The organism is Streptomyces justiciae, assembly GCF_015163075.1.
GTDB classification, from domain to species: domain Bacteria; phylum Actinomycetota; class Actinomycetes; order Streptomycetales; family Streptomycetaceae; genus Streptomyces; species Streptomyces justiciae.
In genome coordinates this window covers 408537-432637 of record NZ_JADDXU010000004.1, presented here as the reverse complement: position 1 = coordinate 432637, position 24101 = coordinate 408537, and the positions used below count along the sequence as shown (strand labels likewise).

At 70.4% G+C, this 24101-nt stretch carries 24 protein-coding genes; 13 read left to right on the top strand and 11 right to left on the bottom strand.

Features of this window, described 5'->3' with window-relative positions; all coding sequences use genetic code 11:
* Window positions 1-13: 13 nt before the first annotated feature.
* From IQ210_RS14400 to IQ210_RS14390, 3 genes are all read right to left on the bottom strand, one after another.
* Window positions 14-1480: a glycoside hydrolase family 32 protein gene (locus tag IQ210_RS14400; protein ID WP_194079374.1), complete on the bottom strand. Its 1467-nt coding sequence runs from the start codon at window positions 1478-1480 to the stop codon at window positions 14-16.
* Window positions 1473-2852 carry a glycoside hydrolase family 172 protein gene (locus tag IQ210_RS14395; protein WP_194079373.1) on the bottom strand — a complete coding sequence of 460 codons (1380 nt, stop codon included), beginning with the start codon at window positions 2850-2852 and terminating at the stop codon, window positions 1473-1475. Before IQ210_RS14395 ends, IQ210_RS14400 begins: the two co-directional genes overlap by 8 nt.
* A gap of 90 nt (window positions 2853-2942) precedes the next feature.
* Complete coding sequence (locus IQ210_RS14390) at window positions 2943-3950, bottom strand: LacI family DNA-binding transcriptional regulator (protein ID WP_194079372.1); 1008 nt, start codon at window positions 3948-3950, stop codon at window positions 2943-2945.
* 455 nt (window positions 3951-4405) lie between these two features.
* On the opposite strand from IQ210_RS14390, the gene IQ210_RS14385 reads away from it, so the two are divergent.
* Genes IQ210_RS14385 through IQ210_RS14365 form a run of 5 tightly spaced genes read left to right on the top strand, consistent with a single transcriptional unit; the run spans window position 4406 to window position 8993 of the window.
* Entirely contained in the window at window positions 4406-5755 is a 1350-nt protein-coding gene (locus IQ210_RS14385; RefSeq protein WP_194079371.1) for an ABC transporter substrate-binding protein, read from the top strand.
* Window positions 5756-5762: 7 nt separating this feature from the next.
* The gene (locus IQ210_RS14380; protein WP_194079370.1) at window positions 5763-6638 is read left to right on the top strand and encodes a carbohydrate ABC transporter permease; all 876 of its coding nucleotides are present in this window, start codon (window positions 5763-5765) and stop codon (window positions 6636-6638) included.
* Entirely contained in the window at window positions 6635-7540 is a 906-nt protein-coding gene (locus IQ210_RS14375) for a carbohydrate ABC transporter permease (RefSeq protein WP_194079369.1), read from the top strand. The genes IQ210_RS14380 and IQ210_RS14375 overlap by 4 nt, the downstream gene beginning before the upstream one ends.
* Window positions 7541-7585: 45 nt before the next feature.
* Window positions 7586-7780 (top strand): hypothetical protein, encoded by a 195-nt coding sequence (locus IQ210_RS14370; protein ID WP_194079368.1) that lies wholly within the window; start codon window positions 7586-7588, stop codon window positions 7778-7780.
* A gap of 31 nt (window positions 7781-7811) precedes the next feature.
* Window positions 7812-8993, top strand: coding sequence for a NosD domain-containing protein (locus IQ210_RS14365; protein WP_194079367.1), 1182 nt, complete (start codon window positions 7812-7814; stop codon window positions 8991-8993).
* A 13-nt stretch (window positions 8994-9006) separates the two neighbouring features.
* On the opposite strand, the gene IQ210_RS14360 is transcribed toward IQ210_RS14365, so the two are convergent.
* Entirely contained in the window at window positions 9007-9387 is a 381-nt protein-coding gene (locus IQ210_RS14360) for a hypothetical protein (RefSeq protein WP_228047730.1), read from the bottom strand.
* Between the two features lie 149 nt (window positions 9388-9536).
* Between IQ210_RS14360 and IQ210_RS14355 the strand changes: the two genes are divergently transcribed.
* Entirely contained in the window at window positions 9537-10727 is a 1191-nt protein-coding gene (locus IQ210_RS14355; protein ID WP_256780771.1) for a M20 metallopeptidase family protein, read from the top strand.
* Window positions 10728-10783: 56 nt separating this feature from the next.
* Here the strand turns inward: IQ210_RS14355 and IQ210_RS14350 are convergent, their stop codons facing one another.
* Complete coding sequence (locus tag IQ210_RS14350) at window positions 10784-11668, bottom strand: LysR family transcriptional regulator (protein WP_194079365.1); 885 nt, start codon at window positions 11666-11668, stop codon at window positions 10784-10786.
* Between the two features lie 114 nt (window positions 11669-11782).
* Between IQ210_RS14350 and IQ210_RS14345 the strand changes: the two genes are divergently transcribed.
* The 5 genes from IQ210_RS14345 (at window position 11783) to IQ210_RS14325 (ending at window position 18091) form a co-directional block, all read left to right on the top strand.
* A complete protein-coding gene (locus IQ210_RS14345; protein ID WP_194079364.1) occupies window positions 11783-13042 on the top strand; it encodes an MFS transporter in 1260 nt (419 codons plus the stop codon).
* A 122-nt stretch (window positions 13043-13164) separates the two neighbouring features.
* Complete coding sequence (locus tag IQ210_RS14340; RefSeq protein WP_194079363.1) at window positions 13165-13788, top strand: LuxR C-terminal-related transcriptional regulator; 624 nt, start codon at window positions 13165-13167, stop codon at window positions 13786-13788.
* 139 nt (window positions 13789-13927) lie between these two features.
* Window positions 13928-15751, top strand: a complete 1824-nt coding sequence (locus IQ210_RS14335; RefSeq protein WP_194079362.1) for a S8 family serine peptidase — start codon at window positions 13928-13930, stop codon at window positions 15749-15751.
* Window positions 15752-15779: 28 nt separating this feature from the next.
* Complete coding sequence (locus IQ210_RS14330) at window positions 15780-16856, top strand: ComEC/Rec2 family competence protein (RefSeq protein ID WP_194079361.1); 1077 nt, start codon at window positions 15780-15782, stop codon at window positions 16854-16856.
* Window positions 16853-18091 (top strand): patatin-like phospholipase family protein, encoded by a 1239-nt coding sequence (locus IQ210_RS14325; RefSeq protein WP_194079360.1) that lies wholly within the window; start codon window positions 16853-16855, stop codon window positions 18089-18091. The genes IQ210_RS14330 and IQ210_RS14325 overlap by 4 nt, the downstream gene beginning before the upstream one ends.
* A gap of 33 nt (window positions 18092-18124) precedes the next feature.
* On the opposite strand, the gene IQ210_RS14320 is transcribed toward IQ210_RS14325, so the two are convergent.
* From IQ210_RS14320 to IQ210_RS14295, 6 genes are all read right to left on the bottom strand, one after another.
* Window positions 18125-18805, bottom strand: coding sequence for a YcnI family protein (locus tag IQ210_RS14320; protein WP_194079359.1), 681 nt, complete (start codon window positions 18803-18805; stop codon window positions 18125-18127).
* Window positions 18806-18845: 40 nt separating this feature from the next.
* Window positions 18846-19430 (bottom strand): hypothetical protein, encoded by a 585-nt coding sequence (locus IQ210_RS14315; protein ID WP_194079358.1) that lies wholly within the window; start codon window positions 19428-19430, stop codon window positions 18846-18848.
* A gap of 74 nt (window positions 19431-19504) precedes the next feature.
* Window positions 19505-20419, bottom strand: a complete 915-nt coding sequence (locus IQ210_RS14310; protein WP_194079357.1) for an aminoglycoside phosphotransferase family protein — start codon at window positions 20417-20419, stop codon at window positions 19505-19507.
* Window positions 20420-20436: 17 nt separating this feature from the next.
* A complete protein-coding gene (locus tag IQ210_RS14305; RefSeq protein ID WP_194079356.1) occupies window positions 20437-20847 on the bottom strand; it encodes a VOC family protein in 411 nt (136 codons plus the stop codon).
* A 61-nt stretch (window positions 20848-20908) separates the two neighbouring features.
* Window positions 20909-21301, bottom strand: coding sequence for a helix-turn-helix domain-containing protein (locus IQ210_RS14300; protein WP_256780765.1), 393 nt, complete (start codon window positions 21299-21301; stop codon window positions 20909-20911).
* A 58-nt stretch (window positions 21302-21359) separates the two neighbouring features.
* Window positions 21360-22232 (bottom strand): NAD(P)-dependent oxidoreductase, encoded by an 873-nt coding sequence (locus IQ210_RS14295; protein ID WP_194079355.1) that lies wholly within the window; start codon window positions 22230-22232, stop codon window positions 21360-21362.
* Between the two features lie 142 nt (window positions 22233-22374).
* Between IQ210_RS14295 and IQ210_RS14290 the strand changes: the two genes are divergently transcribed.
* Together IQ210_RS14290 and IQ210_RS14285 are read left to right on the top strand one after the other, a co-directional pair.
* The gene (locus IQ210_RS14290; protein ID WP_194079354.1) at window positions 22375-22962 is read left to right on the top strand and encodes a TetR/AcrR family transcriptional regulator; all 588 of its coding nucleotides are present in this window, start codon (window positions 22375-22377) and stop codon (window positions 22960-22962) included.
* A 22-nt stretch (window positions 22963-22984) separates the two neighbouring features.
* A complete protein-coding gene (locus IQ210_RS14285) occupies window positions 22985-24091 on the top strand; it encodes a hypothetical protein (RefSeq protein WP_194079353.1) in 1107 nt (368 codons plus the stop codon).
* Window positions 24092-24101 lie beyond the last annotated feature (10 nt).

Here is a 24101-nt window from a genome sequence, read left to right as displayed (position 1 = left end):
ATCCGCATCGGTGTCAGCTGCCGATCCCTCCGCCGACTTCCCGTTCGGGACGTGCCAAGTCCCATGCCCCGACCGCGTATGCGGCTGAGCCTACGCCCACAGCGCCCATCTCCACGCGCCAGGGCCCCTCACCTACGGGGTAGAACCGCAGCGTCAACGCCCGGCCTCCCGCGGTGAAGATCTCCGCCACCGAGTGATCCAGCACGATACGCACGTCCATGCTCGGGCCCTCGGACTGCAGGCCCCAACTGCCGCCCTTCGCGCGGGAGTCGAGGGAGGCATGGTCACGGTCGACGACCAACTCACCGCTCACCGGGTCGTGGACGATGTCCAGGTACTCGGTCCCGTCCCGTGACGTGCGCAGTCGCAGACGGCCGCCGCGTTCCAGCGTCACCGTCAGGTCCGTGGCCCTGGACACCTCACCCAGCTCCACCGGCTGCTCGGCGCTCGCCTTGCCCTGGGCGGCGATCCTGCGTTCGCCACGCAGGGCCAGCAGTTCACGGGCCGGCCGTTGGACGAGTGCTCCGTTCGGGCCCGGTGTCAGTTCTCGGGGCAGGGAGAGCATGCCCGCCCAACCCGCCTCGTCCGTCCATGCGCTAGAAGCGCCGACGTGTTCCTCGTCGCGGGCCTCCCAGATCCAGGCCCACATCAACCACCGTCCGTCGGGCGCGTGCAGCAGGGCGGGGGCGTAGAAGTCGGGGCCGTGGTCGAGGAGATGGGGTGTGGCGGCGGCCTGGAACTCGCCTTCCTCCTCACGCCCCGGCCAGTAGATCGCGCAACTCGCCCCGTCCCGAGGGTCCCAGGCGCTGGCGAGGACCGCGCCGGTGCCGTCGGTGAAGGCGGCGTACTGGGCGCACTCCCAGCCTTCCTCCGTGGAGCGGCCGTCGCGCAGGGGGTGTGGTGGGCGGGCCAGGAAGACGCCCTCGTACGACCAGTCGTCGAGGTCGTCGGAGGCGTACTGGAGAGCTGCGCCACGTCCGTCGGCCAGGGCCGCGCCGACCAGCATGCGCCAGCGGTCGCCGTCCCTCCACACGTACGGGTCGCGGAACATGGTCGTCCCGGCGGGCGGTTCCGGGATCAGCAGGCTTCCGCGCTTGGTGAAGGTCGTACCGCCGTCGTACGACACCGCCGAGGTCACCGGCTGGTGCCAACGGTCGTCGCGTTTGGCGGAGTAGAAGGCGGTGAGGCGGCCGTCGTGGGAGACCGCGTTGCCCGACCAGACCCCGCCCTCGTCGTCGCCGCCCGGGGTGGGGGCCAGGGCCACCGGCAGCAGCTCCCAGTGGAGGAGGTCGCGGCTGCGGTAGTGGCCCCAGTGCATGTCCGCGTGGCGGGCGCTGTGCGGGTTGTACTGGAAGTAGACGTGGTAGTGGCCGTCGTGGAAGACCAAGCCGTTGGGGTCGTTGATCCAGTGCGCCGGCGGGCGCAGATGGACCGCCGGGAAGTGCGTGTCGAGCGCCGGGGGTGCCTCGGTCTCAGTCATCGGCGCGCTCGTCGTAGCGGCGGCGTACGGCCGCGGCCTGCTTGATGTTGGCCTCGGACTCCTGCAACGAGCGCTCGCCGCGCTGCCGGGTGCGCTCGGCCAGGTGCTCCATGTGCCGCTCGAAGCGGGCCTGGTACCGCTGGCGCATCACGGCTATCTCCTCGGCGACCGCGCCGGACCGCGCGGCGGGGGCCGGCATCGGCTGCCCGGCCGGCCGCACCGGAAGGCGTTGCTCCAGCGGCGGGATCGTCGTCTTCGGGGACGGCAGGGTCTGGTACCAGTAGGCCGTCGAGGCCCAGTCGTCGGCGAGGTGGTTGCCGTGGCCGTGCTCGATGGAGACTCTGATGCGTTCCTCGAAGCGGACCGGATCGGCCACGTGGAAGCGGTAGTTGACGGAGTAGCCGGGGACGTCGGCCTCGTGGAGGATCGCGCCGTGGTAGAGGTAGGCGTTCTTCTGCATCCCCCAGGCGTGGTTGAAGTAGTCCTCGGTGCCGGTGCCGTGCAGGGAGGGCGGCCAGCTGGTGGAGCCGTCGGGCAGGAAGTCGTCGTCGATCCAGATCATGTCGTTGCCCTCGCCCCACCAACTCCCTTGCCGGTGGTGGACGGAGAGGTTGCAGCCGACGTAGTGGCCCTTGCCCTCGGTGTCGAGGATGACGTAGTTGTCCTCGCCGGTGACGTCGACGATGTTGACCTCGGGGCTGTTGGTCTGGATGTCGGGCGCCCAGCCGTTGCAGGGGTTGCTGCGGTTCCAGCGGGCGTGGAAGTAGAGGGTGTCCTCGGGGAGTTCGTCAGGGAAGAGCTCGTAGTCGATGTAGAAGTACTGCTGGATCGGCAGGTCGTTCTCGTTGACCAGCTCGATGCGGGCGCGCTGGTTGAACGGCATCGGCGCCCAGCAGTTCAGGGCCGCGCTGCCGCCGAAGATCAGGGACTCCTCGGGCTTGGCGGAGACGGTGAACAGGGCCGACTGGTAGCTGTTGGGCATGCAGTGGCCGATGCCGAAGAAGTCGCCGAGCGGGACGAGGACGCCGGGCTCTTCTTCGTCGTCCCAGGTGATGCGGAGGAGGACCTTGCGGTAGTAATCCGGGTCCGGCTCCTCCCAGTTGACGCCGAGCGCGTTGTGGATCTCCATCACGGGGGCGACGGTGTCGGCCTCCAGGGGGTCGATCAGGCCGGGGCCGAGGGTGCGGCGGCAGAACTGGGTCATCCAGATGTGCGTGATCCGCCCCGGCCCTTCGAGGTCGGCGAGGACCCGGCTGGAGTGGGCGGGGGTCGTCCAGTAGTCCTGGTTGCGGCCCCGCTGGTCCCAGCTGGAGACGCGGGCGGTACGGGCCCGGGTGGGGCGGGTGAGGTGTTCGAGGGCGTGCGAGGGCATGGGAAACTGACCCCTTCAGTGATGGTTCGCTGAACTCGGGCGGCAGGAGACTGGACCTCTCCTGCCGCCCCCTTGCTGTGGTGGATGTGCTCAGGCTGCCGGGCAGCCGCAGGACTCCCGGTAGGTGATCTCGGGCTCCAGGCGGATGGTGCGCGGCCGGGTGGTGAGGCTGCCGTCGATGCGGCTGAGCAGCAGCTCCATCGCTGTGGCCCCGACCTCGTGGGCCGGCTGGACGACCTCGGTGATGCCGGGGCGGAACAGATCGGTGTGCGGGAAGCCGTCGAAGGTGGCGAAGGCGAAGTCCTCGGGCGGCATCACGCCGAGGCTCTTGGCCGCCGCCAGCACGCCCACCGCGGTCTCGGTGCTGGCCGCGACCACGGCCGACGGAGCCCGCTCCCGCAGTACGTCCGTCATGCGCTCGCGGGTGTCGTCCGCCCGGCCGCTGCCGGTGACGATCAGGGTGTCGTCGACGTCGATCCCGGCCTCGTCGAGCGCTTCGAGGTAGCCGCGCCGCCGCTCCGCGATGGTGGGCACCGCGGTGTCCCCGGCCGCCAGCGCGATCCGCCGGTGCCCGTGCCGTTCCACCAGGTGCAGCACCAACTCCCGCATGGGCGCGGTGTTCTCCACGCCCACCTGGTCGGCCTTGGCCCCGCCCAGCCGGTCGATCAGGACGACCGGCGTGCCCTGGTCGATCACGGCGGTGATCGCGTCCCGGTGGGAGCGGGCGACCGGCGCGACGATCAGGCCGTCGACCCGGCGCTCGGCGAGGACCTCCAGGGCCCGTGCCTCCAGCTCCGGGTCCTCGCCCGAGTTGGCCAGCAGCACGGTCAGACCGGCGCCCATGGCCTCCCGTTCGACCCCGCGGGCCATCGCCGCGAAGGCCGGCTCGGACACGTCGGTGAGGATCAGCCCGACGGAGTCGGTACGGGAGCGGCGCAGCGCCCGGGCCAGGCTGTCGCGCCGGTAGCCGGTGGCCTGGACCGCCTCCTCGACCCGGGTGCGGGTCTCCTCGCGGACCGGCCGGGTGCCGTTGATGACGTGCGACACGGTGGACGTCGAGACGCCGGCCATCCGTGCGACGTCGGAGATCGTGGCCACTGCGGTTCGCCGCCTCCTCGTGTCGTCGGGCCCGATCGGTGATCCGGCCCGTACCTGCATAACGTCCTGCGGTCCCGCCGGTCCACGTAGCCGGCCGGTTCGCCGTGCAGTCGTTTCCTTCACCGTCCGGCTCATCGAAACGATTGCGCAGACCTTCGCACGCCGTCGCGCGGACCGTCAATAGCTGCGACCAGTACGGAAAGACCGATCAAGGAAACTCCTCCGTCACACGGTATTGACACACCGGAACTGGCGAGGCACCTTTCATCGAAACGTTTGCGTCACAAGCGCAGTGCCGCCCCTACGGCGGACACGCGAGCGCCCTCGGCCGACGAGGCCGTCGCCGACATCCCTGCCGGAACGACGGCCCGCACCGACACCGAATCCCTCCCGGAGCCCTGTCACCCCCACGCCGGTTCCGCCTCCCACCCCGTTCCCGGAAGGCAGCAAGCACGATGGCGACCACTCCTCAGCCCGCGCACCGGACATCGAGAAGGACGTCCGGCATCTCGCGCCGACTCCTGCTCACCGCCACGGCGAGCGCCCTGTTCGTCACCGCCACGGCCTGCGGTTCCGCCGTGAACACGGCGGACGGTTCGTCGGCGGACGGTCTGATCACGCTGTCCATGCACAACCCGGACAGCCGGACCCAGGACCCGGCCACCTGGCAGATGGTGCAGGAGTTCAACAAGCAGCACCCCGACATGAAGATCAGGCTGGAGGGCCAGCCGGTCGACCAGCACGAGCAGCGGATGACCATCGCCGCGCAGTCCGGCACCCTGCCGGAGATCTTCTGGGTCTACGACTCGCTCGCCAAAACCATGGTCAAGAGCGACGACCTGCTGGACCTGTCGCCGATCCTCGCCGAGAACGGCCTCAAGTCGAAGTTCGCCCCGAGCATGCTCGCCGGCTTCCGACAGGACGGCGTCCAGTACGGCCTGCCGTACCAGGCGCTGGTCACGGGCTTCTACTACAACAAGGCGCTCCTCGACGAACACGGCATCGCCGTCCCGGAGACCTTCGAGGACCTGCTCGCCGCGGTGAAGAAGCTCAAGGCGGCCGGCGTGGCGCCGATCGCGCAGGGCGCGAACAACTCCGCGTTCAGCGTCTGGGCCTTCCTCACCATGCTCGACCGCTTCGGCTACGAGGCGAAGTACCCCGACATCCTGTCCGGCAAGGCGCGTTACGACAACGCCGACTTCCTGCGCCTGTACCGGCACGTCGAGGAACTGGCCGAGGCCGGCGCCTTCCCCTCCAACATGAACACCCAGACCTACGCGCAGGCGGTCGCCTCCTACACGGACGGCAAGGCGGCCTTCCTCGACGCGGGCGTCTGGGAGGCGGCGAAGATCCAGAAGAGCGCCGTCGGCAAGGACACCGGCTTCTGGGCCGGGCCGACCTTCTCCGACGGTGTCGGCGAGCAGAAGCTCGTGATGAACGTGCCGTCGGCGCCGTTCGTCGTCAGCGCCAAGGTCAAGGAGGACAAGAAGAAGTACGCCGCGGTGAAGGCGTTCATCCAGTTCTACTACAGCGACGCGGGCCAGAAGATCCTCGTCGACAACGCCCAGCCGCCGGTCACCACGTACCAGCCGCAGGTGGACACGGCGAAGAACTCGGTGTTCGCCGCCGTCCTCGCCGAAGCCTCCAAGTCCGGCTGGAAGAGCCCCAAGGCACAGCCCGACCTGGTGGTCTCCGCGGCCACCGCGAGCGCCATGTACGACAGCTTCTACGGCGTGATGGGCGGCAGCCTCAGCCCCGAACAGGCCGTGAAGAACGTCCAGAAGACCATCGAGTCGGCCGAGTAGGCGCGCGATGAACTGGCTCACCACCCGCCGGAGCTTCGCCCTGATGGTCGCCCCGGCGCTGATCGTCTACAGCCTGTACATGATCTATCCGATCCTGTACTCGCTCTACTACAGCTTCACCCGCTTCGACGGCGTTTCCGCGGGCGGCTTCGCCGGGCTCGACAACTACCGGCAGATGGCCCACGACGACGCGTTCTGGACGTCGATGCGCAATACAGGGGTCGTCCTCGGCATCGCCCTCTTCCTGCTCGTCCCCCTCGGTTTCCTCCTCGCGATCCTGCTCAGCGGCCGGGTGAAGGGCAGCGGCGCGCTGCGGGCCCTGGTCTTCGCGCCGGCGATCATCGCGCCGATCCTCGTCGGTCTGATCTGGATCTTCATCCTGGACCCGAAGATCGGCCTGGTGAACGCGTTCCTGCTGGCGATCGGCGTACCCGCGCAACCGCAGTGGATCGGCGGTCCCACGCTCAGCCCGTACTCGATCGGCCTGGTCTACCTCTGGCAGCAGATCGGCTTCGTCCTGACCATCTTCTATGCCGGCCTGCGCATGCTCCCGCGGGACGTGATGGAGGCCAGCAGCCTCGACGGCGCCGGCCGCTGGCAGCAGCTGCGGTACATCCAGATCCCCATGATGCGCGAGACGTTCGGCATCGTCACCGCGCTCGTCGTCACCGGCGTCTTCAAGGTCTTCGAGCTCGTCTACGCCCTCACCGGCGGCGGCCCCGTCCATCTCTCCGAGGTCATGGTCAGCTACATGTACCACATCACCTTCACCACCCAGCAGTACGGCTACGGGATGGCCCTGGCCGTGGTGGTGTTCGTGGTCGGCGCGCTCGCGTCCGCGGCCACGTTCCTCGGCAACCGCCGTAAGGGAGAAGTCCGTTGAGCACCCACGTCGACGTCCGTCCGAAGACGACGCCCCCGTCCGCCGACAAGGACGTCCCGCACAGCCCCCGGCGCCGCGGCCGTGGCCGGATCATCGTCTCGGCGGCCGCCTACCTGATCACCTTCGTGATCCTCTTCCCGCTGCTGTGGATCATGCTGCTGTCGTTCCAGACCAACGACAACATCCTCAACCACCCGTTCTCGCTCAGCCAGTTGACCCTGGACAACTACCGACAGGCCCTGGACACCCTCAACCTGCTGGTGATGTACAAGAACACCCTGATCCTGGCCGTCGTCTCGGTCACGATCGGGCTGGTCATCTCCTACCTGGCCGCGTTCGCGCTCACCCGCATGGTCTTCCGCGGCGGCAGGCGCCGTACGCAGAACACCCTGCGCTTCTACTTCCTGGCCGGCCTCGCCGTCCCGGTCTACATCCTGCTGTTCCCGGTGTACCGCCTCGACATCAGCTTCGGCCTCTTCGGGACCTACCTCGCGCTGATCCTGCCGTACATCGCCGTCACGATCCCCTTCAACATCCTGCTGCTGACCGGGTTCCTGCGGGACTTCCCCGAGGAGATCGAGCAGGCCGCGGTGATGGACGGGGTCGGGCTGTGGCGGATGGCGTGGAAGGTCGTGTTCCCGCTGATGCGGCCGGTCGTCGCCACCCTCGCGATCCTCAACGTCATCTACGTCTGGAACGAGTTCCCCTTCGCGGTCACCCTCATCAACGACCCGAACATGACCACCGTGTCCCTCGGCGTCTCCCAGTTCCAAGGCGTCTACAGCGTCAACTACGGCGCCATGATGGCGTCCGCCACCCTCGTCCTGCTGCCGCAGCTGGCGATCTACGCGGCCTTCCAGAAGCAGGTCATCGCGGGCATGACCGCGGGCGCCGTCCGCTGAAACCCGCCTTCCTGGCCCCACCCCTCTTCTCCGTGAGGAGCCGTCATGCACCCTGCCCCACCACCCGCCCCGTCCCGCCGCACCCTCCTCCGAGGCGCCGCGGTGACGGCACTGACCGCGGTGGCGTTCCTGTCCACCGCCCCGCCTCAACCGGCCGCCGCGGCGGCCCCGGACAAGCCCGAGCCCCACCCTCACAAGGCCAAGGCCCATCCGCACGCCTCGATCATCGGCCTGCTCTGACCTGACCCGCCCACTCACCGGAAGGACCCCCGTGGCGAACACCGTCTACGACGTCACCACCTTCAACGGCAGCGTCTCCCCGCACACCGACATCGGGAAGGTGATCAACGAGATCATCGCCGACATCAAGGCGAACCAGACCACCCAGAACACCAGACCCGGCGCCGTCATCTACATCCCGCCGGGCCACTACGACCTGCTAACCCGGGTCGTCATCGACATCAGCTTCCTGACGATCAAGGGCTCCGGGCACGGCTTCCTGTCCCGGGCCATCCACGACGACACCGCCGACACCAGCAGCTGGTATGAGGTGCAGCCCGGCTCCAGCCACATCCGGGTCCAGCACACCGACGGCACCAACGAGGCGTTCCTGGTCAAGCGTTCCGGGGCGCCCGGTACGGTCGGCCGGCTCAACGCCATCGTCTTCCAGGACTTCTGCATCGACGGCGTGGCGTCCACCAAGCCGTACGTGGAGGGCAACCACAAGATCGGCATCTCGGTGCAGTCCGACAACGACTCGCTGCGCTTCGAGGGAATGGGCTTCGTCTACCTCACCCAGGCCATGGTGGTGCAGGGCGCGGACGCGTGCAGCTTCACCAACAACTTCGTGGCCGAGTGCGGCACTTCGATCTCGCTCACCGGGGCCTCACAGGTCGCGAAGATCACCAACAACTACCTGATCAGCGCCTGGGCGGGCTACTCGGTCTTCGCGGAGAACGCCGAAGGCGTCCTCATCTCCGGCAACACCATCCTGTGGGCCTGCAACATCACCCTCCGCAACGCCAACCGCTGCACCATCTCCGCGAACAAGTTGCTGAGCAACTTCCCCAGCATGATCGCCCTGACCGAGGGCAGCTCGGAGAACCTGATCTCGGGCAACCACTTCCGCCGCGTGTACGGCGACGGCACCAGCACCCGCTACGACGACCTCTACGGCCTGGTCCACATCAACGGCGACGACAACGCCGTCACCGCGAACCACTTCTCCTTCTCCGTCCCGGCCACCGCCATCACCCCCGCCGGGGCCGCCCCGACGATCGTCCTCGTCGCCGGCGGCGCCCGCAATTACCTGGCCACCAACCACATCAAGGCCAACCTCGACATCAAGGTGGTCCTCGACCCGTCCTCCACCGACACGAAGCTCCTCTACAGCGCGGCGCAGTCCCAACTCCAGGCGTACACCAACGACTACAAGCTCGTGGCGACACCCTGAGGCCGCACGCCCCTCAAGAAGCGGTGCGAGGGACGGTGATGGCGAGGTGGCCGTCCGGGTCGGAGTGCGGGACATCGAGGGCGTGCAGGCAGACGGCCAGGTGGTCCATCACCCGACCGGTGAAGTCCTCGTCCGGTACGGCCGTGCCGTCCGGCGGGAGCCGGTATTCGTCCTTCGCCGGCGGGTGGCCGCCCAAGGTGCGAGCCGCGTCCGTGTTGACGACCCAGCAGGCCAGCGCGACTTGCATCTGATCGCGCGTCAGCTGTCGTACGCGGACGTGGGCGCACAGCGTGAAGCCGTCCCCGCCCAAGGTCACCGTGGTGTCGAGCTCACGGGCAGAGGAGCACTGTGCCATCAGCTCATGGACGGCCGGCTGCACAGTGCTTCTCGCCATGGGCGCCGCGTAGACCATCCGACAGCCTCCTCGTCATGGGCGGAGATCAGCGTCCCACGGCCGACACGGTGCGACCAGAGCCGGCGGCGCCGGGCACGCGGGCCGAAATGCCGGTGCGCGGGACCGAAGGCTTCGCGCACCATGCACCCGTGACGAATCTTGACGAAGAACTGATCGAGCTGCGCCGGGAGATCCACCGTCGCCCCGAACTCGCCGGTGAGGAGCGGGAGACGGCCGGGCTGGTGGCGGAGCAGCTGCGTGCGGCGGGGCTCGAGGTGACGACCGGTGTCGGTGGGCACGGAGTCCTCGCGGTGCTCGACGGTTCGGCGGATGGCCCGACCGTGGCGTACCGGGCGGACATGGACGCCGTGGACGCGGAGCGGAACGTGTTGCCCATCCCGCGTTCGGACAGGGTCTTCGACGAGGGATTCGCCTCCCGCGTCCCCGGCGTCGCGCACCTGTGCGGGCACGACCTGCACACCGCGATCGGCGTCGGCGTCGCCCGGACGCTGGCGCAGGGCTCCGAACCGGTGCGCGGTCGGCTGGTGTTCGTCTTCCAGCCGGCCGAGGAGCCACTGCACGGTGCGGCCGCGATGCTGGAGACCGGCCTGGTGCAAAGGCTCGCGCCCCGCGAGTTCTACGCCCTGCACTGCAGCCCGTACCCCTCCGGCACCATCGGGGTGTCCCCCGGTTACGGACTGCCCGGGCTCGACCACGCCCGGATCGTGCTGCCGGGCGGCGACGACGACGCGGCCCTCGCCGCCGTCGCGGCCGAGGTCGGGGAGCTGGGAACCGTCGGATTCCCGCAGAGCCTTGCCGACTACCACGCGCGCTTCCACGCACTGGTGGAGCCCGAGGCCGCGGCGTCGATCCAGGAATCCGTGTCCCTGGCCCAGTGGACCGAGCAGACGCCCGACGGGACGTCCGTCGCCCACGTGCATCTGCGGGTCTGGCCGCATGAGCGGCTTCCCGGACTGCGCGCGCGGATCAGCCGGCTCGCGGAGGCGGCGGGCGGACACGTCGAGTTCCCGGGCGATCCGTTCCCCGCGATGGTGAACTCGGCGGAGCTGAGCACGGCGGCGGGCCGGTACCTGAGCGCGGCGCTGGGGCCGGAATCCGTGCTGTGGGGCCGGGCGTCGTGGCCTTTCAACTGCGAGGATTTCGCGCTGTTCCTCGACCAGGCGCCGGGCGCGCAGTTCTACCTGGGCGTCGCGGACGCCGAGGCGGGGATGAACGGCGCACCGCACACTCCCGACTTCGCCGCCGACGAGCGGGCGATCGGTCACGGCGTGCGCGCCATGAGCGGCCTGCTGCTCGACCGGCTGGCGGCACGGAACTGACCGGACCGCAGGAGCTGGGCGGTCAATATCCACCGGCCTCTCGGCGTCGACGCCGGTCAGGCGACGCGTTCGCGGGCCAGCGCGACCATCGCTCGCGCCGCCGCCCCGGGTCGGCGGTCGGCCGCGGCGGCGAGGGACAGCGGCCACTCCAGGTCCGCGTCGTCGACGGTCAGGGTGACCACCCCGGGGGCGTCGCCCAGGATGAACCGGGGCAGCAGGGCGACGCCCAGGCCGTTGCGAACGAAGTCCACGCCGGTGCTGATGTCGGTGATCTCGACGGCGACACGGCGGGCCAGCGAGGCGGCGGCGAAGGCGCGGTCGACCACCGACCGGTTGCCGTAGCCCACCGGGGAGTCGACGAAGTCCAGGCCCGCCAGTTCGGCGAGCGGCACGCTGTGGCGCTCCGCCAGCGGATGGCCCACCGGGACGACCAGGTCGAGCACCGAGGAGGTCAGGTCGATCAGGGTGAGGCCGGCCGGCGGCGGGCCGGGCAGGGAGACGAAGGCGAGGTCCAGACGCCGGTCCAGCAGGGCGTCGACCAGGCCCTGGGAGCCGGAGGGCGCCGCGGAGGTCTGGAGCAGCACACCGGGGTGACGTCGGTGGAACTCGCCGAGCAGTCCCGGGAGGTCGATGAGGCGGACCGAGGTCAGCGTGCCCAGGCGCAGCGTGCCCCGTAGTCCGCCGTGGACCTCGGCGACGGCATCGGCGGCCTCGCGCGCGGCGTCGAGTGTGGCGTGGGCCCGCGGCAGCAGGGCGGCGCCGGCGTCGGTGAGCAGTACCCGCTTGGAGTTGCGGTCCAGCAGCGGGGCGCCCAGTTCGCGCTCCAGGGCCTTGATCGTGGCGGAGACCGCGGACTGCACGATGTGCAGCCGGGCGGCGGCGCGGGTGAAGTTCTTCTCCTCGGCGACGGCGACGAAGTACTCGAGCTGGCGCAGTTCCATGCGCCCAACTATCTCTCAGAGAGATGGTCACTGTCTTCTACTTGCGTTGGACGCGATGATCGGGCGGCGCAACACTGTTGAGCGTTCACCCACCTTCTTCGGTTGGAGGCTCCCATGAGCCACACGGCGTCCACCCAGCAGCGGCCCGTCACCCCAAGCCGCCGCACGGCGATGCGGCCCCAGGCCGGCGCCCGGCGCCACGGCATCGGCTTCGGCCTCGTCGCCTTCGCCTTCCTCACCGCGATGGCGTTCTCCACCGTTCCCACGCCGCTGTATCCGCTGTACATGGCACGCGACGGCTTCTCCACCTTCATGGTCACCGTCGTGTTCGCCGTCTACGCGGTCGGCGTCGTCGTCAGCCTGCTGCTGGCCGGGCACGTCTCCGACTGGGTCGGCCGCAAGAAGATCCTGCTGCCGGCGCTCGCGCTGGAACTGCTCGCCGCGGTCCTCTTCCTCAGCAGCTCCGCGCTACCGGTGCTGCTGGCCGCCCGGTTCATCACCGGTCTCGGGGTCGGGATGATCACCGCCACGGCCACCGCCCACCTCCAGGAACTGCACGCCGCCCACCGTCCGCAGGCATCGACCCAGCGCTTCGAGCTGGTGTCGACCGGCGCGAACATCGGCGGCCTCGGGGTCGGCGCCCTCATCGCCGGACTCCTCGCCCAGTTCGTCGCCGTCCCCCTGCACACCCCGTACCTCGTCTTCGCTGCCCTGCTGGTGCTCGCGCTGGTCGCCGTCGCACTGTCGCCGGAGACGGTCGAGGAGCAGTTCGTCCGGCCCTCCTACCGCCCGCAGCGCATCAGCCTCGACCACGGCGACCGGGCCGGCTACCTCGTCGCCGCCGCGGGCGCCTTCGCCTCCTTCGCGGTCTTCGGCCTGTTCACCTCCGTCGCCCCCGGTTTCGTGGCCGGCACCCTGCACCACCCCTCCCGCGCCCTGGCCGGAGCGATCGTCTTCATGGTCTTCGGCGGCGCCGCCACCGCACAGAGCCTGACCTCACGCCTGTCCACCGCGGCGAAGAGCCGGCTCGGGCAGGCCGCACAGGCGGTCGGCGTGGTGACGCTCGTCGCCGGTATGCACACCGCCGGCCTGGCCGCCTTCCTCGCGGGCGGTGTGGTCGCCGGCATCGGGGCGGGCGTGCTGTTCAAGGCCTCCCTCGGCACCGTCGCCGCCCTGGCCGTGCCCGAGCACCGCGGCGAGGCGCTGGCCGGTCTGTTCCTCATCGCCTACCTCGGACTGACGCTCCCGGCGATCGGCATCGGGGTGGCCACCCTCGGCTTCTCCTCGGTCACGGTCATGACCTGGTTCGCCGGCATCCTCCTCGCCGTGCTCGCCCTCATCGCCTTGTCGGGCCGCCGCGCGAGCCTCCGCTGACCCGGACTCCCCACGACGGTCGTACCGCCCTCCGCATGCCGGTCCGCCCCGGAGGCACAACACTGGAGCTCTGAGGCCATGCCCGCCGCCGGGGGCGGCGGCCCGGGCGGAGTGAGGTGGCGATGCGGGCGGAAGCGAGGAAGGTCGCCGTCGTAGGCGACTGTCCGCTCCTCCGCAGCGGCGTGGCCCAGGCGATCGAAGGCGCCGACGGGCTCACGCTCGTCCTCGCCACCCGGTCTGCCGACGAGGCGGCACGTGCCCTCGCGGCGGGTGACGTCGCGCTGGTGGACCTCCAGCTGACGCCCGTGTGCCTGGCACAGGTGGTGGGGCGGCTCGCCGCCGGCGGTGTGGCGGTCGTCGTGTTCTGCTCCGCGCGGGAGAACCACGCCGTGCCCGCGATGCGCGCGGGCGCCCGCGGCTGCCTCAGCCGACAGGCCGACGAGGCCGAACTGCTGGCCGCCGTCCGGCTCGTGGCCGACGGCTGCTCGTACGTCTCCGCGGATCTCGCGGTCCGTCCGGACACCGAGCCGTCGTGCCATGTCACGCATCGGGAGCGGCAGATCCTGGAGCTGATCGCGCACGGGGAGACGGATCACGCCATCGCCGCCCGGCTGGGCATCAGCGAGCACACCGTGCATTCCCATCTGGACCGGCTGCGCGACAAGGTCGGCTCCCGGCGCCGGGCCGACCTGACCCGCTTCGCCCTGACGCACGACATCATCCCCGCGGCCTCCTGGCAGGGGTAACGCTACCCCTGCGGGATGTGGGCGCTTCTGCCCTGTGGGGCTCCTCCCCCGCGCTCCACACTGAGGTCGAGCACCCGGGGATGCTGCGCAGCTGGGAGATCAGCATCCGCACCGGCACCTGACCCTGGTGAGGCCCCCGATGGACCGAAAGAAGCTCGAAGAGCTCTTCTACGGCAAGGGTCCCCGGCCCGTTCCCTGGGCGACGGACTGTCCCGTACGGTTCGACGCCCTGCTGGCCCTCGCGCACCCGCCCGAGGACGCGACGGAGCCGCGCGAGGACCTGATCCTCGCCATCAACGAGGAACACGGTGTCCAGCAGATCCTGCAGAGCTTCCGGGACCTGCACATGATGGGCGACACCCAGCCGATCGCGTCCGGCAGCTTCATCGCGGCGAAGCTGACCCTGCGCGAGGTCGTCCAGACCGTGCTGCCGAAGACCAACCTCAACCGTGTCCTGCGCGACGTGAACAAGCTGGCGCGGAAGCTGGGCGGCGCCGGCGTCGCGGACGCGCTGCGGGAGGACGACCCGGGCACGGCAGGGCCCGGCGCGGTCCGGCAGCGGGCCAGCGACGTGCACGACAACTCCGCGAGACGCCAGGAGCGCACCCGGCACCAGCGGTGGTTCCTCAGGCTGCTGGCCGCCATCGTCGCGGAGTCGAATCCGGCGCTGGTCGGCAAACGGCCGTCGGACAAGGCAGTCTGCGCCGAAGTGGCCGGGATGCTGACCGGCGTCCGTCTGGAGGAGGCGGACACCGAACCCGCCGTGGATCCGGGGGCCCAGGGTGTCCTCGACCGCCGGCAGCGGTACCCCATCCTCTCCGTGACGGCCAACCGGCAGGCGTCCTCGGCGGTCGTGCGGTCCCGGGCCACCATCAAGGCCGACGCCGCCGAGCAGGTCTTCTCCGTGGACTGCAGTGCGATCGGCTGGGCCGTCGTCGACAGCGGCATCGACGCCAGGCACCCCGCCTTCTACGACTGGGACACCACGACCAAGCCGGAGCCGATGCCCCTGCGCTCACGCATCCCCCGTGCCTTCAACTTCGTCGGCGTACGCAGGACCCTGTCCCTCGACGCGTTGAACGACGGACGGATCGACTGGCCCGAGGCCCTGCCGTACGCCGAGATCGACCTCGCCCAGGTCACCGCCACGGCGCAGCCTTCGGTGGTCCCGCGCTACCAGCAGTACACGACCCCGGTCGATCCGCACGGCACCCACATCGCCGGGATCATCGGTGGCTGGTGGCCGCGTCCCGAGGAGGAGTTCCGCGGCATCTGCCCGCGGATCCAGCTGTACGACTTCCGGGTCCTGGGCGACGCGGGGTCGGGGGACGAGTTCTCCATCGTGACGGCTCTTCAGGCCATCCGGTACATCAACGAGCAGGCCGGACGGTTCGTCATCGCGGGCGTCAACCTCAGCCTGTCGGTGCCGCACGACGTGGCGAGCCACTCCACCGGCTGGACGCCGGTGTGCATCGAGTGCGACCGCCTGGTCCGCTCCGGTGTCGTGGTCGTCGCCGCGGCCGGCAACTCCGGATACGCGGGAGCCGTGCACACCCTGGGCAAGGACTACCGCGGTGCGAGCATCTCCGATCCCGGGAACGCCGAGTCCGTCATCACGGTCGGCTCCACGCACCGCAGCAATCCGCACCGCCACGGCGTCAGTTACTTCTCCAGCCGCGGCCCCACCGGCGACGGCCGCCCGAAGCCCGACCTGCTGGCGCCGGGCGAGGACATCGACGGACCCGTGCCCGACCAGGGCATCGCCGCGCTGCACGGCACCAGTCAGGCGGCGGCGCATGTGAGCGGGGCGGCCGCGATGGTGCTGGCCCGCAACCGGGAGCTGATCGGGCGCCCGGAGCAGGTCAAGCAGATCTTGTGCCGGACGGCGACGGACCTGGGCCGGGAACGGCACTACCAGGGCTCCGGCCTGGTCGACGTCCTGCGTGCCATGCAGTCCGTCTGAGACGGCCGAACGCCCAAGGGAGGACGCCATGTTCACCTTCGACTTCCTCAACGCCCGGCACGGCGACTCCTTCCTGGTCCGGTGGGGGACGAACGAGCGGGTCATGCTCGTCGACGGCGGGCCGAGCCAGGTCTACGAGACGTCGCTGCGCGACCGTCTCGCCCAACTGCCGCCGGACGGCGCGGGCGCCCCGCGCATCGACGTCGTCTGCCTCTCCCACATCGACGACGACCACACGGTCGGCCTGCTCAAGCTGCTCGGCCAGATCCAGCACGCCAGGGAAGACCAGGAAGCCGATCCGTTCGTCGTGAAGAGGGTCTGGTTCAACTCCGTGGAGGAACTGGTCGACCGGGACGCGCCGGGGCTGAGCGCCTCCGCCCAGGAACTCGTCGACCGCGCGAGCACCGAGAGCAGTGCCGTGCGGGCCAGCTACAACCAGGGCCGGGCCCTGCGTGACGCGGCGGCCAAGCTGGGGCTGTCGGGCAATCGGCCCATCGACGGCCCCCTGATCACGGGCGAGGAGACGACCCTCGACCAACTGCACGTCACCGTGGTCGCCCCGGACGCGACCGCCCTGGAGGAGCTGGCGGAACGCTGGCGCAAGGCACGCCAACTCCAGGACCCGGCCGTCATCACCTCCGCCTACTCCGACGGCTCCGTACCGAACCTCTCCAGCATCGTCCTGCTGCTGACACACCACGGCCGGACCGCCCTGCTCACCGGGGACGCCCGCGGCGACCGCATCCTCGCCGGGCTGCGCGCCACCGGGCTCCTGGACGACACGGGCCCGCTCCATGTGGACCTGCTGAAACTCCCCCACCACGGCAGCGACCGCAACGTGGAGAGCGACTTCTTCGAGCAGATCCACGCCGATCACTATGTGATCTCGGCCGACGGGTTGAAACACCATCACCCCAGCGAGGACACCCTGCGCATGCTGGTCGACTCCCGCGGCCGCGACGACCCGTACACCATCCATCTGACGAACCGGATCGGCTTCGCCGAAGACACCCTCGCGGAACTGCACGACCACCGGAGCTTCACGATCGACGAACGGTCGCCGGAGGACCTCGCCCTGGTCATAGAGATCGGTGATGAGCCATGACCCCGTCCCACCACCACAAGGACCACCGCTGGGCCGTGGACTCACCCGCCCTCGGCACCGGCCTCCAGGCCCGGCCCTGCGGCGACACCCTGCGCCCCGCGGCACCGCCGCCCGCCGCCGATCCGGTGGCCCTCGCCCTGTCCGGCGGCGGCTTCCGCGCAACGCTCTCCGCACTGGGCGTCATCCGGCTCCTCGCCGACGCCGGGATGATGCGAGAGCTCAGATACGCCTCCTCGGTGTCCGGCGGCTCGATCGCCAACGGCCTGCTCGCCGCGAACTGGCCCGCGCTGCGGCAAGAGGGCTTCACCACCACGGCCGTTGACGAACTCCTCGTAGAACCCACCCTCAGGAAGATCACCTCGCACTCGCTCAAGAAGGCGCTCCTGCGGGGCCTGTGGCGCACCCTGGGCCCCTCGACCCGCACCGACGTCCTCGCGCGGCGCCTGGACGAGTGGTTCTTCCACGGCACGGGGCTCGCCGACCTGGACCCGCAGGTCCGCTGGATCCTCAACGCCGCCAACCTGACGACCGGCACCCGGTTCACCTTCGAACGGGACGTGTACGGCGACTACGCCATCGGTCTCGCGCCCACGTTCGGCACGGGCCTGAAGCTGTGCGTCGCGGTCGCCGCCTCCGCCGCGGTGCCGGGCGCCTTCCCGCCCCTGGTCCTCGACGGCGCGAGCTTCCCCTGCGGCACCGACGCGCCCACCCTGCTGGACGGCGGCGTCTACGACAACACGGGCACCGAGTCCGTCGACGGCGAGCGCTACCGCGATGTCTTCCTGCTCGTCCTCAACTCCGGCGGCCTGCTGCGCCCCGGCCCGTACGGCGGCATACCCGTCGTCCGCGACCTGGCGCGCGCCAACTCCCTCCTGTACCGCCAGAGCACGGCCCTGCGCACCCGGTTGATCGTCGAGCGTTTCCGGCGCGGCCACGCCGCTGGCCCCGACGGCCCTCTGCCTCCCGGCACCCGCAGAGGCGTTCTGGTGGCCCTGGCCACCGACTTCGCCGAGCACGGCGCCGGGCAGCTGGACAAGTGGCGGGCCGCCTTCCCCGAGCACCGCACCTACGACGGCCGCGACCTGTCCCTCGTACCGACCGTCTTCGACCCGTTGCCTGAGCCCCTGTGCCGCGCCCTGGTGTACCGCGGCTGGTGGCTCGCCGGCGCGGGCCTGGCCGCCCACCACCCGCACCGCCTCCCGAACCTCACGGCACTGACTCCCCCGCCCCTGTGACCGCGCGGGAGCGGCTTCCTGGGCGGCCCACCGTCACTTGTGCCGCTGTGGACCGCGCCTTACGGCGAACATCGCTGCCACCAGTCCGAGCACGCCCACGACGAGCCCGGCGATGCCGAGACCGCGTGCGGTCGTGTCCGTGCTCGTGGGGCTCTTGGCGCTTGCGGCCGTGTCGGCGGCTTCGCCGGTGAGCTTGACGACCGGTGCCGGGTTCTCCGGTTCCTCGTCGCCCTGCTTGGCCTCCTCGATCCAGCGGACGGTCTTGCCGTCGGAGTACGTCTGCAAGGTCTTGAAGGTCAACTGGCCGGTGTCGTCGGGCAGTTGACCGAAGGCCACGTCGAAGTCCTCGTACTGCCCGGCCGTGATCCTCCCTCCCGTCCAGGTGATCTCGGAGACGGCGTCGGTGATGCTGCCGTCGTCGGTCTTCACCGGCTTCTTGAGCTTGGTGGTGGTGACCTTGGCGGTCCAGCCGTCGTGCGGGTCGGTGAGGACGCCGAGGACGGGGTGGTCGGTGGGCAGGAAGACCTGCACCTTCGTGGTTGAGGCGGTGTCCTCCTCGTTGGGGACGCGGAAGGTCAGGACGCCGTCCGTGGCGCCCTTGGCGTAACTCTCGGGGTGGACGGTGACGTGCGCGGAGGCGATGCCCGCGGCGGCGAGGACGCCGGCGGCGGCGAGCGTGGTGACGGTGCCGACGCGGCGCAGGGTGGTGGACATGGCTGAGTGGATCTCCGTACTGCGGAAGGGATGTCGGGGTTCAGACGGCGTACGACATCCCGGTCGGCGGCCCGCGCCGGCGCACGGCGTACCGCAGCCGCACGCTCCTCAGCGACCGGGACGCCATGCGGGTCCGCGGTCCGGGCAGTGACCTGTCCGGCACTCCCCCGTCCGCCCGCCACCACGCGACGAGCCCCGGCACGAACGCGATCGCCCAGCGCAGCAGCGACCACAGCGCGGCCTCGCCCCGCCGCAGCCACCAGGTGAGGGTGAGTGCCGCTCCGACGTGGACGGCGGTGGCGTGCGGGGTCAGGGCGTGGGAGTGGGCGGGCATGGTCATCCGCATGCCGTGCACGGCCATCGCGGTGTGCTGCTGCCGGACGGAGTGGAAGGCGACGTGCAGGGCGCCCTGGGCGGCGAGTGTCACGGTGCCGATACCGGTCAGCGATCGTTCCCGGCCGGCGAGCAGACAGCCGACCGCGAAGACCGGAACGGCCGCGGCGATCTGGACCCACACCGGCGGTGCCTCACCCGTGGCCAGCGCGTGTCCTCCGGTGGCGAGCAGCACGCACAGCACGGCGAACACCGCCGCACGCACACTCCGGACCGCCACCGACGCTGTCATTGCACCCGATGCTGTCATGCCGCCACGTACGGCGCCGTCGGCATGCCGTACTTGACGCTTACAAGCACCGGCGATCAGGAGTCGGGCAGCGACTGCGCCATCGTGACGGAGGACGGGGCGAGGGCCGTCCTGCCGTCGTCGATGTCCCAGAGTGCGTTCTGCAGCAGCCGTCCGAGCGTCCAGCCGGTCGCGCGTGCACGGTCCAGACCGAGGGCCTCGGTGAGCAGGTCGAAGCGGCGCTGCACCACGCGCGGGGCATCTCCCTTCGTCACGACGTCGTCCCATCTGCTGTCCAGAGCGGGCCAGAGGTCGAAGCCGGGGTCCCCGGCGAGCGGCTCGGGGTCGATGGCGAGCCAGGGTTCACGGTGTGCGGCCAGCACGTTGTCGTAGTGCAGATCCCAGTGCAGCATCCGGTCCCCGGGCTCTCCGACGAGTTCGGCCACGGCCGCCGCCCAGCCGCGCAGCAGCTGCCGTTCCGCCGGGTCGGCCAGAGCCGTGACCGCCTGGGGAACCCGCTCCAGCATCTCGGTGGCGATGTCGCCGAGGCTGCGCAGTCCGGGTGGGGCGGGGACGCTCACCAGCCGGGCCTGCAACTCGGCGAGGATGCCCATCGCCACGTCGTCGTCCTCGACCGAGGTGAGCGTGCGGGCCGCGTCGAGCCGCTCCAGGAGCATGCCACTGCTGTCGGGATCGTGGTCGAGGAGCCGCACCGTCCCCACCCCGTTCCAGGTGCGCAGCCCGATGAGCGCGGCGGCGGTCTCCTCCCTGGGCAGCTGGAGTTTGAGCACCGCGCGCGTGCCGTCCTCGCGCAGCACCGGCAGCACCAGGGAGGCCTCTCCGGCTCCGACCGCGCCGTCCCGCCGCAGCTCCCAGCGCTCCAGGAGCTCCGCGGCGAGAGCGGGCAGTCCGGCGATCCAGGCCCGGCCTTCCGCACCGAAGGCGCTGTCGTACGACGCCACGAGGGACGGCGGGACCTCGGCCGCTTCCAACGTTTCCCGTCCCTCTCTCACGCCTTGGGCTGGGTGAAGCGGATGCTGTTGCCGAAGGGGTCGCGGAGGCCGCAGTCGATTCCGTAGGGGCGCTCGGTGGGCTCCTCGGTGAACTCGACGCCCTGGTCCCGCAGGCTCTGGTACGTCTTGCGGCAGTCGTCGGTGCTGAAGATGAGGTTGCCGCCGGCCGCGCCCTTGGTGAGCAGGTCACGGACCTGTTCCGCGATCTCCTCGGACAGGCTCGGCGGGCCGGGCTTCTCCAGCAGGATCTGCCGCTCGGGGTGACCGGGGACGTTGACGGTCAGCCAGCGCATGAAGCCGAGGTCGGCGTCGGTGTGGACTTCCAGGCCGAGCTTGCCCACGTAGAAGGCGAGGGCCTCGTCCTGGTCGAGTACGTAGATCTGGGAGTGTGTGATGGCGTTGAACATGTGCATCACGTTACGAGGCGAGCCGCGCGGATACTTATCCAAAACCGCTCAGTGCGGGTGCTCATGAGCCCGGCCGCATCCACGCCTTCGTGAAACACGTGGGCACGTCCGCGGCGACGGCCTGCTTGCGGTACTGCCTCGGTGACCGGCCGACGATGTCCCGGAACGTACGGCTGAAGGTCCCGGGGCTGGCGAAGCCGACCTCGAAGCAGATGTCCGTGATCCTGCGGTCGGTCTCGCGCAGGAGGAACATCGCGCGCTCGACACGGCGACGTTGCAGGTAGCGGTGCGGGGTCTCGCCGAACGTGGCGCGGAAGGTGCGGGTGAAATGGGCCGGTGACACGTGGGCGATGCGAGCCAGGGCCGGGACGTCCAGCGGCTGAGCGTAGGCGCCGTCCATCGCGTCCCGCGCCCTGAGCATGCGGCGGTTGGTCTCCTCGGCGGCTCGGCTCACAGCGTCATCACATCATGGCCCGGTAGAGCACATCACGGCCCGGTAGCGCACACGCCTCTCAGGCGTCGGTCCGGGCTTGCAGCGCGCGCAGTACGGCCACCATGTCCTCGCCGCCATGACCGTGCGCCACGGTCTCGTCGTAGAGGGCGTGGCAGACGTCGAGGAGCGGGGAGGCCAGATCGGCCTTGCGGGCGGCCTGCGCGATGAGCCGGTTGTTCTTGAGGACGTCCGCGGCGCCCGCCTGCACGGCGAAGTCGCCGGCCACGAGCTTGGCCGCCTTCACCCGGGAGACGGCACTGGCCATCGGGCCGGCGTCCAGGACGTCCCGCAGCAGCCGCTGGTCGAGGCCGTGCCGGTCGGCGAAGTGGAACGCCTCGGCGAGGCCGGTGACCAGGGTGATCAGGAAGAGGTTCACCGAGAACTTCATCAGCAGCGCGCCCGGTACGGGACCACAGCCGAACGTCTCCCGGCACATGGGCGCGAGCAGCGGACGTACGGCCTCCACCGCCGCCTCGTCCCCGGCCAGCATTCCGACCAACTCCCCCTGTTCCGCGGGCACTCGGGAGCCGGAGACGGGGGCCTCGACGTATCGTCCGTCCGCGCTCCGGACGGCGTCCTCCAGGCCGGCCGAGTACTCGGGTGAGGTCGTGCCCATGTGGACGAGGGTGCGGTCGGCGACACGGGCGGCGAAGGCGGCGGTGCCGCGTCCGAGGACCTCGTCCATGGCGTTCTCGTCGGCCAGCATGAGGATCACGGTCCGCGCCCGGGCGAAGACCTCGTCCGGGCTCGCCGCGACCTCCGCTCCGGCGGCACGGACGGGATCGCAGCGGTCCGGTGTGCGGTTCCAGACGACGAGGGGGGTGCCGGCGCGGGCGAGGTTGAGCGCCATGGGCTGCCCCATGACGCCGAGGCCGAGGAAACCGACGTACACAAGGCACCACCACTTACGGTCGGCGAGGGACTGCCCAGGACCACGGATCATTCGCTATGACAGCGGTCATAGTAGCCGACTTCTATGACCGCCGTCATAGGATGGCGGGCGGCTGGAGGCTCGACGGCTCAGGGAGGCCGGGATGTCCGAACGAGGACCGCGTGAGCGGATGGTCTTCAGCGCGGCCCAGCTCATCCGGCGCGACGGAGTCGCTTCCACCGGGATGCGCGAGGTCGCCGCCCACGCCGAGGCGCCGCGCGGTTCGCTTCAGCACTACTTCCCCGGCGGCAAGGAGCAGTTGGTCAACGAGGCGGTGGGCTGGGCGGGCAGGTACGCGGGCAATCGCGTCGCGCGCTTCCTCGCCGCGCTTCCGGAGCCGACGCCTGGTGGGCTCTTCGCCGAGATGGTGCGCCAGTGGACCGACGAGTACGAACGCGTCGGCTTCGGAGGTGGCTGCCCGGTGGCCGCGGCCACGGTGGACTGCGCGGAGTCCACCGCGTCCACACGTGAGGCGGCCGCGGCGGCGTTCGCCGCCTGGACCGGCCCGGTGGCGCGGGCCCTGGCCGACATGGGCGTGCCGGAGGAACGGACCGCTGACCTGGCCACACTCATGATCAGCACCTTGGAAGGAGCGCTCTTGATCGCCCGGGCCGAGCAGGACGTACGGGCCCTGACGACCGCGGCCCGCGAACTGGCCCCGCTCCTCGACGCAGCCGCGCGCACACGATGAACTGTTCCTCTGGAGGTCGCCCTTGTTCGTTTTCGTCTGTGCGCGGTGTGATGCCGAGCTGACCGTTCCCTTGTCGCAGGTCGCTCTTCCGGTGCACGCCCGGCAGAACTACGGGAACGGTGCCCAGCTTCCGGTGCTGATGGAGGCGGGGACGTTTGCCGTGGACCCGGAGCCCTGGGGAGGCCCGTGGCGGGGATGGGACGAGGTCGATCCGGGTGAGGCGGAAGCGCGTGGCATCTACGCGCCGGTCCCCACGCTGTCCGACGGCACGCCCGGGGCGATCGTCATCGCGCCGGGCGACATCCGCGGAACCCGGCTCATCCCCGAGAAGCGCGGCGGTTCCTGCTGTGGTCTCGACGGGGCCGACGGGCCCAACATGGTCTGCGCGGCCTGCGATCAGCCCGTGGCGACCAGGGTCGACGACTGCTCCCTCTGGCAGGCGGCGCGGCTCAGCTCGGACGCCGTACGCAGAGTGCTCGTCGGCGGTGTCGATGGGGAGCCGTTGTCCTGGGCGGAGTTGGTGGAGAGCGAGGAGGGGACGTCTCCGTTCGAGCCGGTGGCCACCTGGGGTGGGCCGTCCGGATCGGGGCACTACTGGTCGTGGAGTCCGCGCTGGGAGGCGGCGGCCGGCCATGCGCTCGCCCACCTGCTGGTGGCTTCACAGGGACAGCCGGTCGAGGTTCCCGGGGGTCTGACCGCGGACGTGTTCCAACGCGCGCTCGACACCCTGCTGCCCGCAGGCCCGCCAAGACGGCACGCCGGCCTCGCCGGCCCCGGACAACCCGCCCCAGGCACCGGCGTCGACATCCTCCTCGTACCGATCCATCCCCAGACGGGTCAGATCTGGACACCCACGGGCCCGGCTGCATCCGCATACCTGGTGCCCCTGCCTCTGGGCGTGTGGCTGTGGCTGGTCTCTCCCCAGACGTACCTGCCGGTCCCCGCGTCGGGCGGTATGCCGAAGGACGTCCTCCGCGACCACCCACTCCCGCCCCGCCCCAACCGCCTGTTCCGGGCCGACCGGGGAACGTTCCAGCACACCCTGGTCCGACTGCCCGCCGTGCGCAGCCCATGGATGCGAGCGATCCTCCAGAACCTCACGTACGGCAGATCGGCCGACCTCTTCTGACAACCATGTG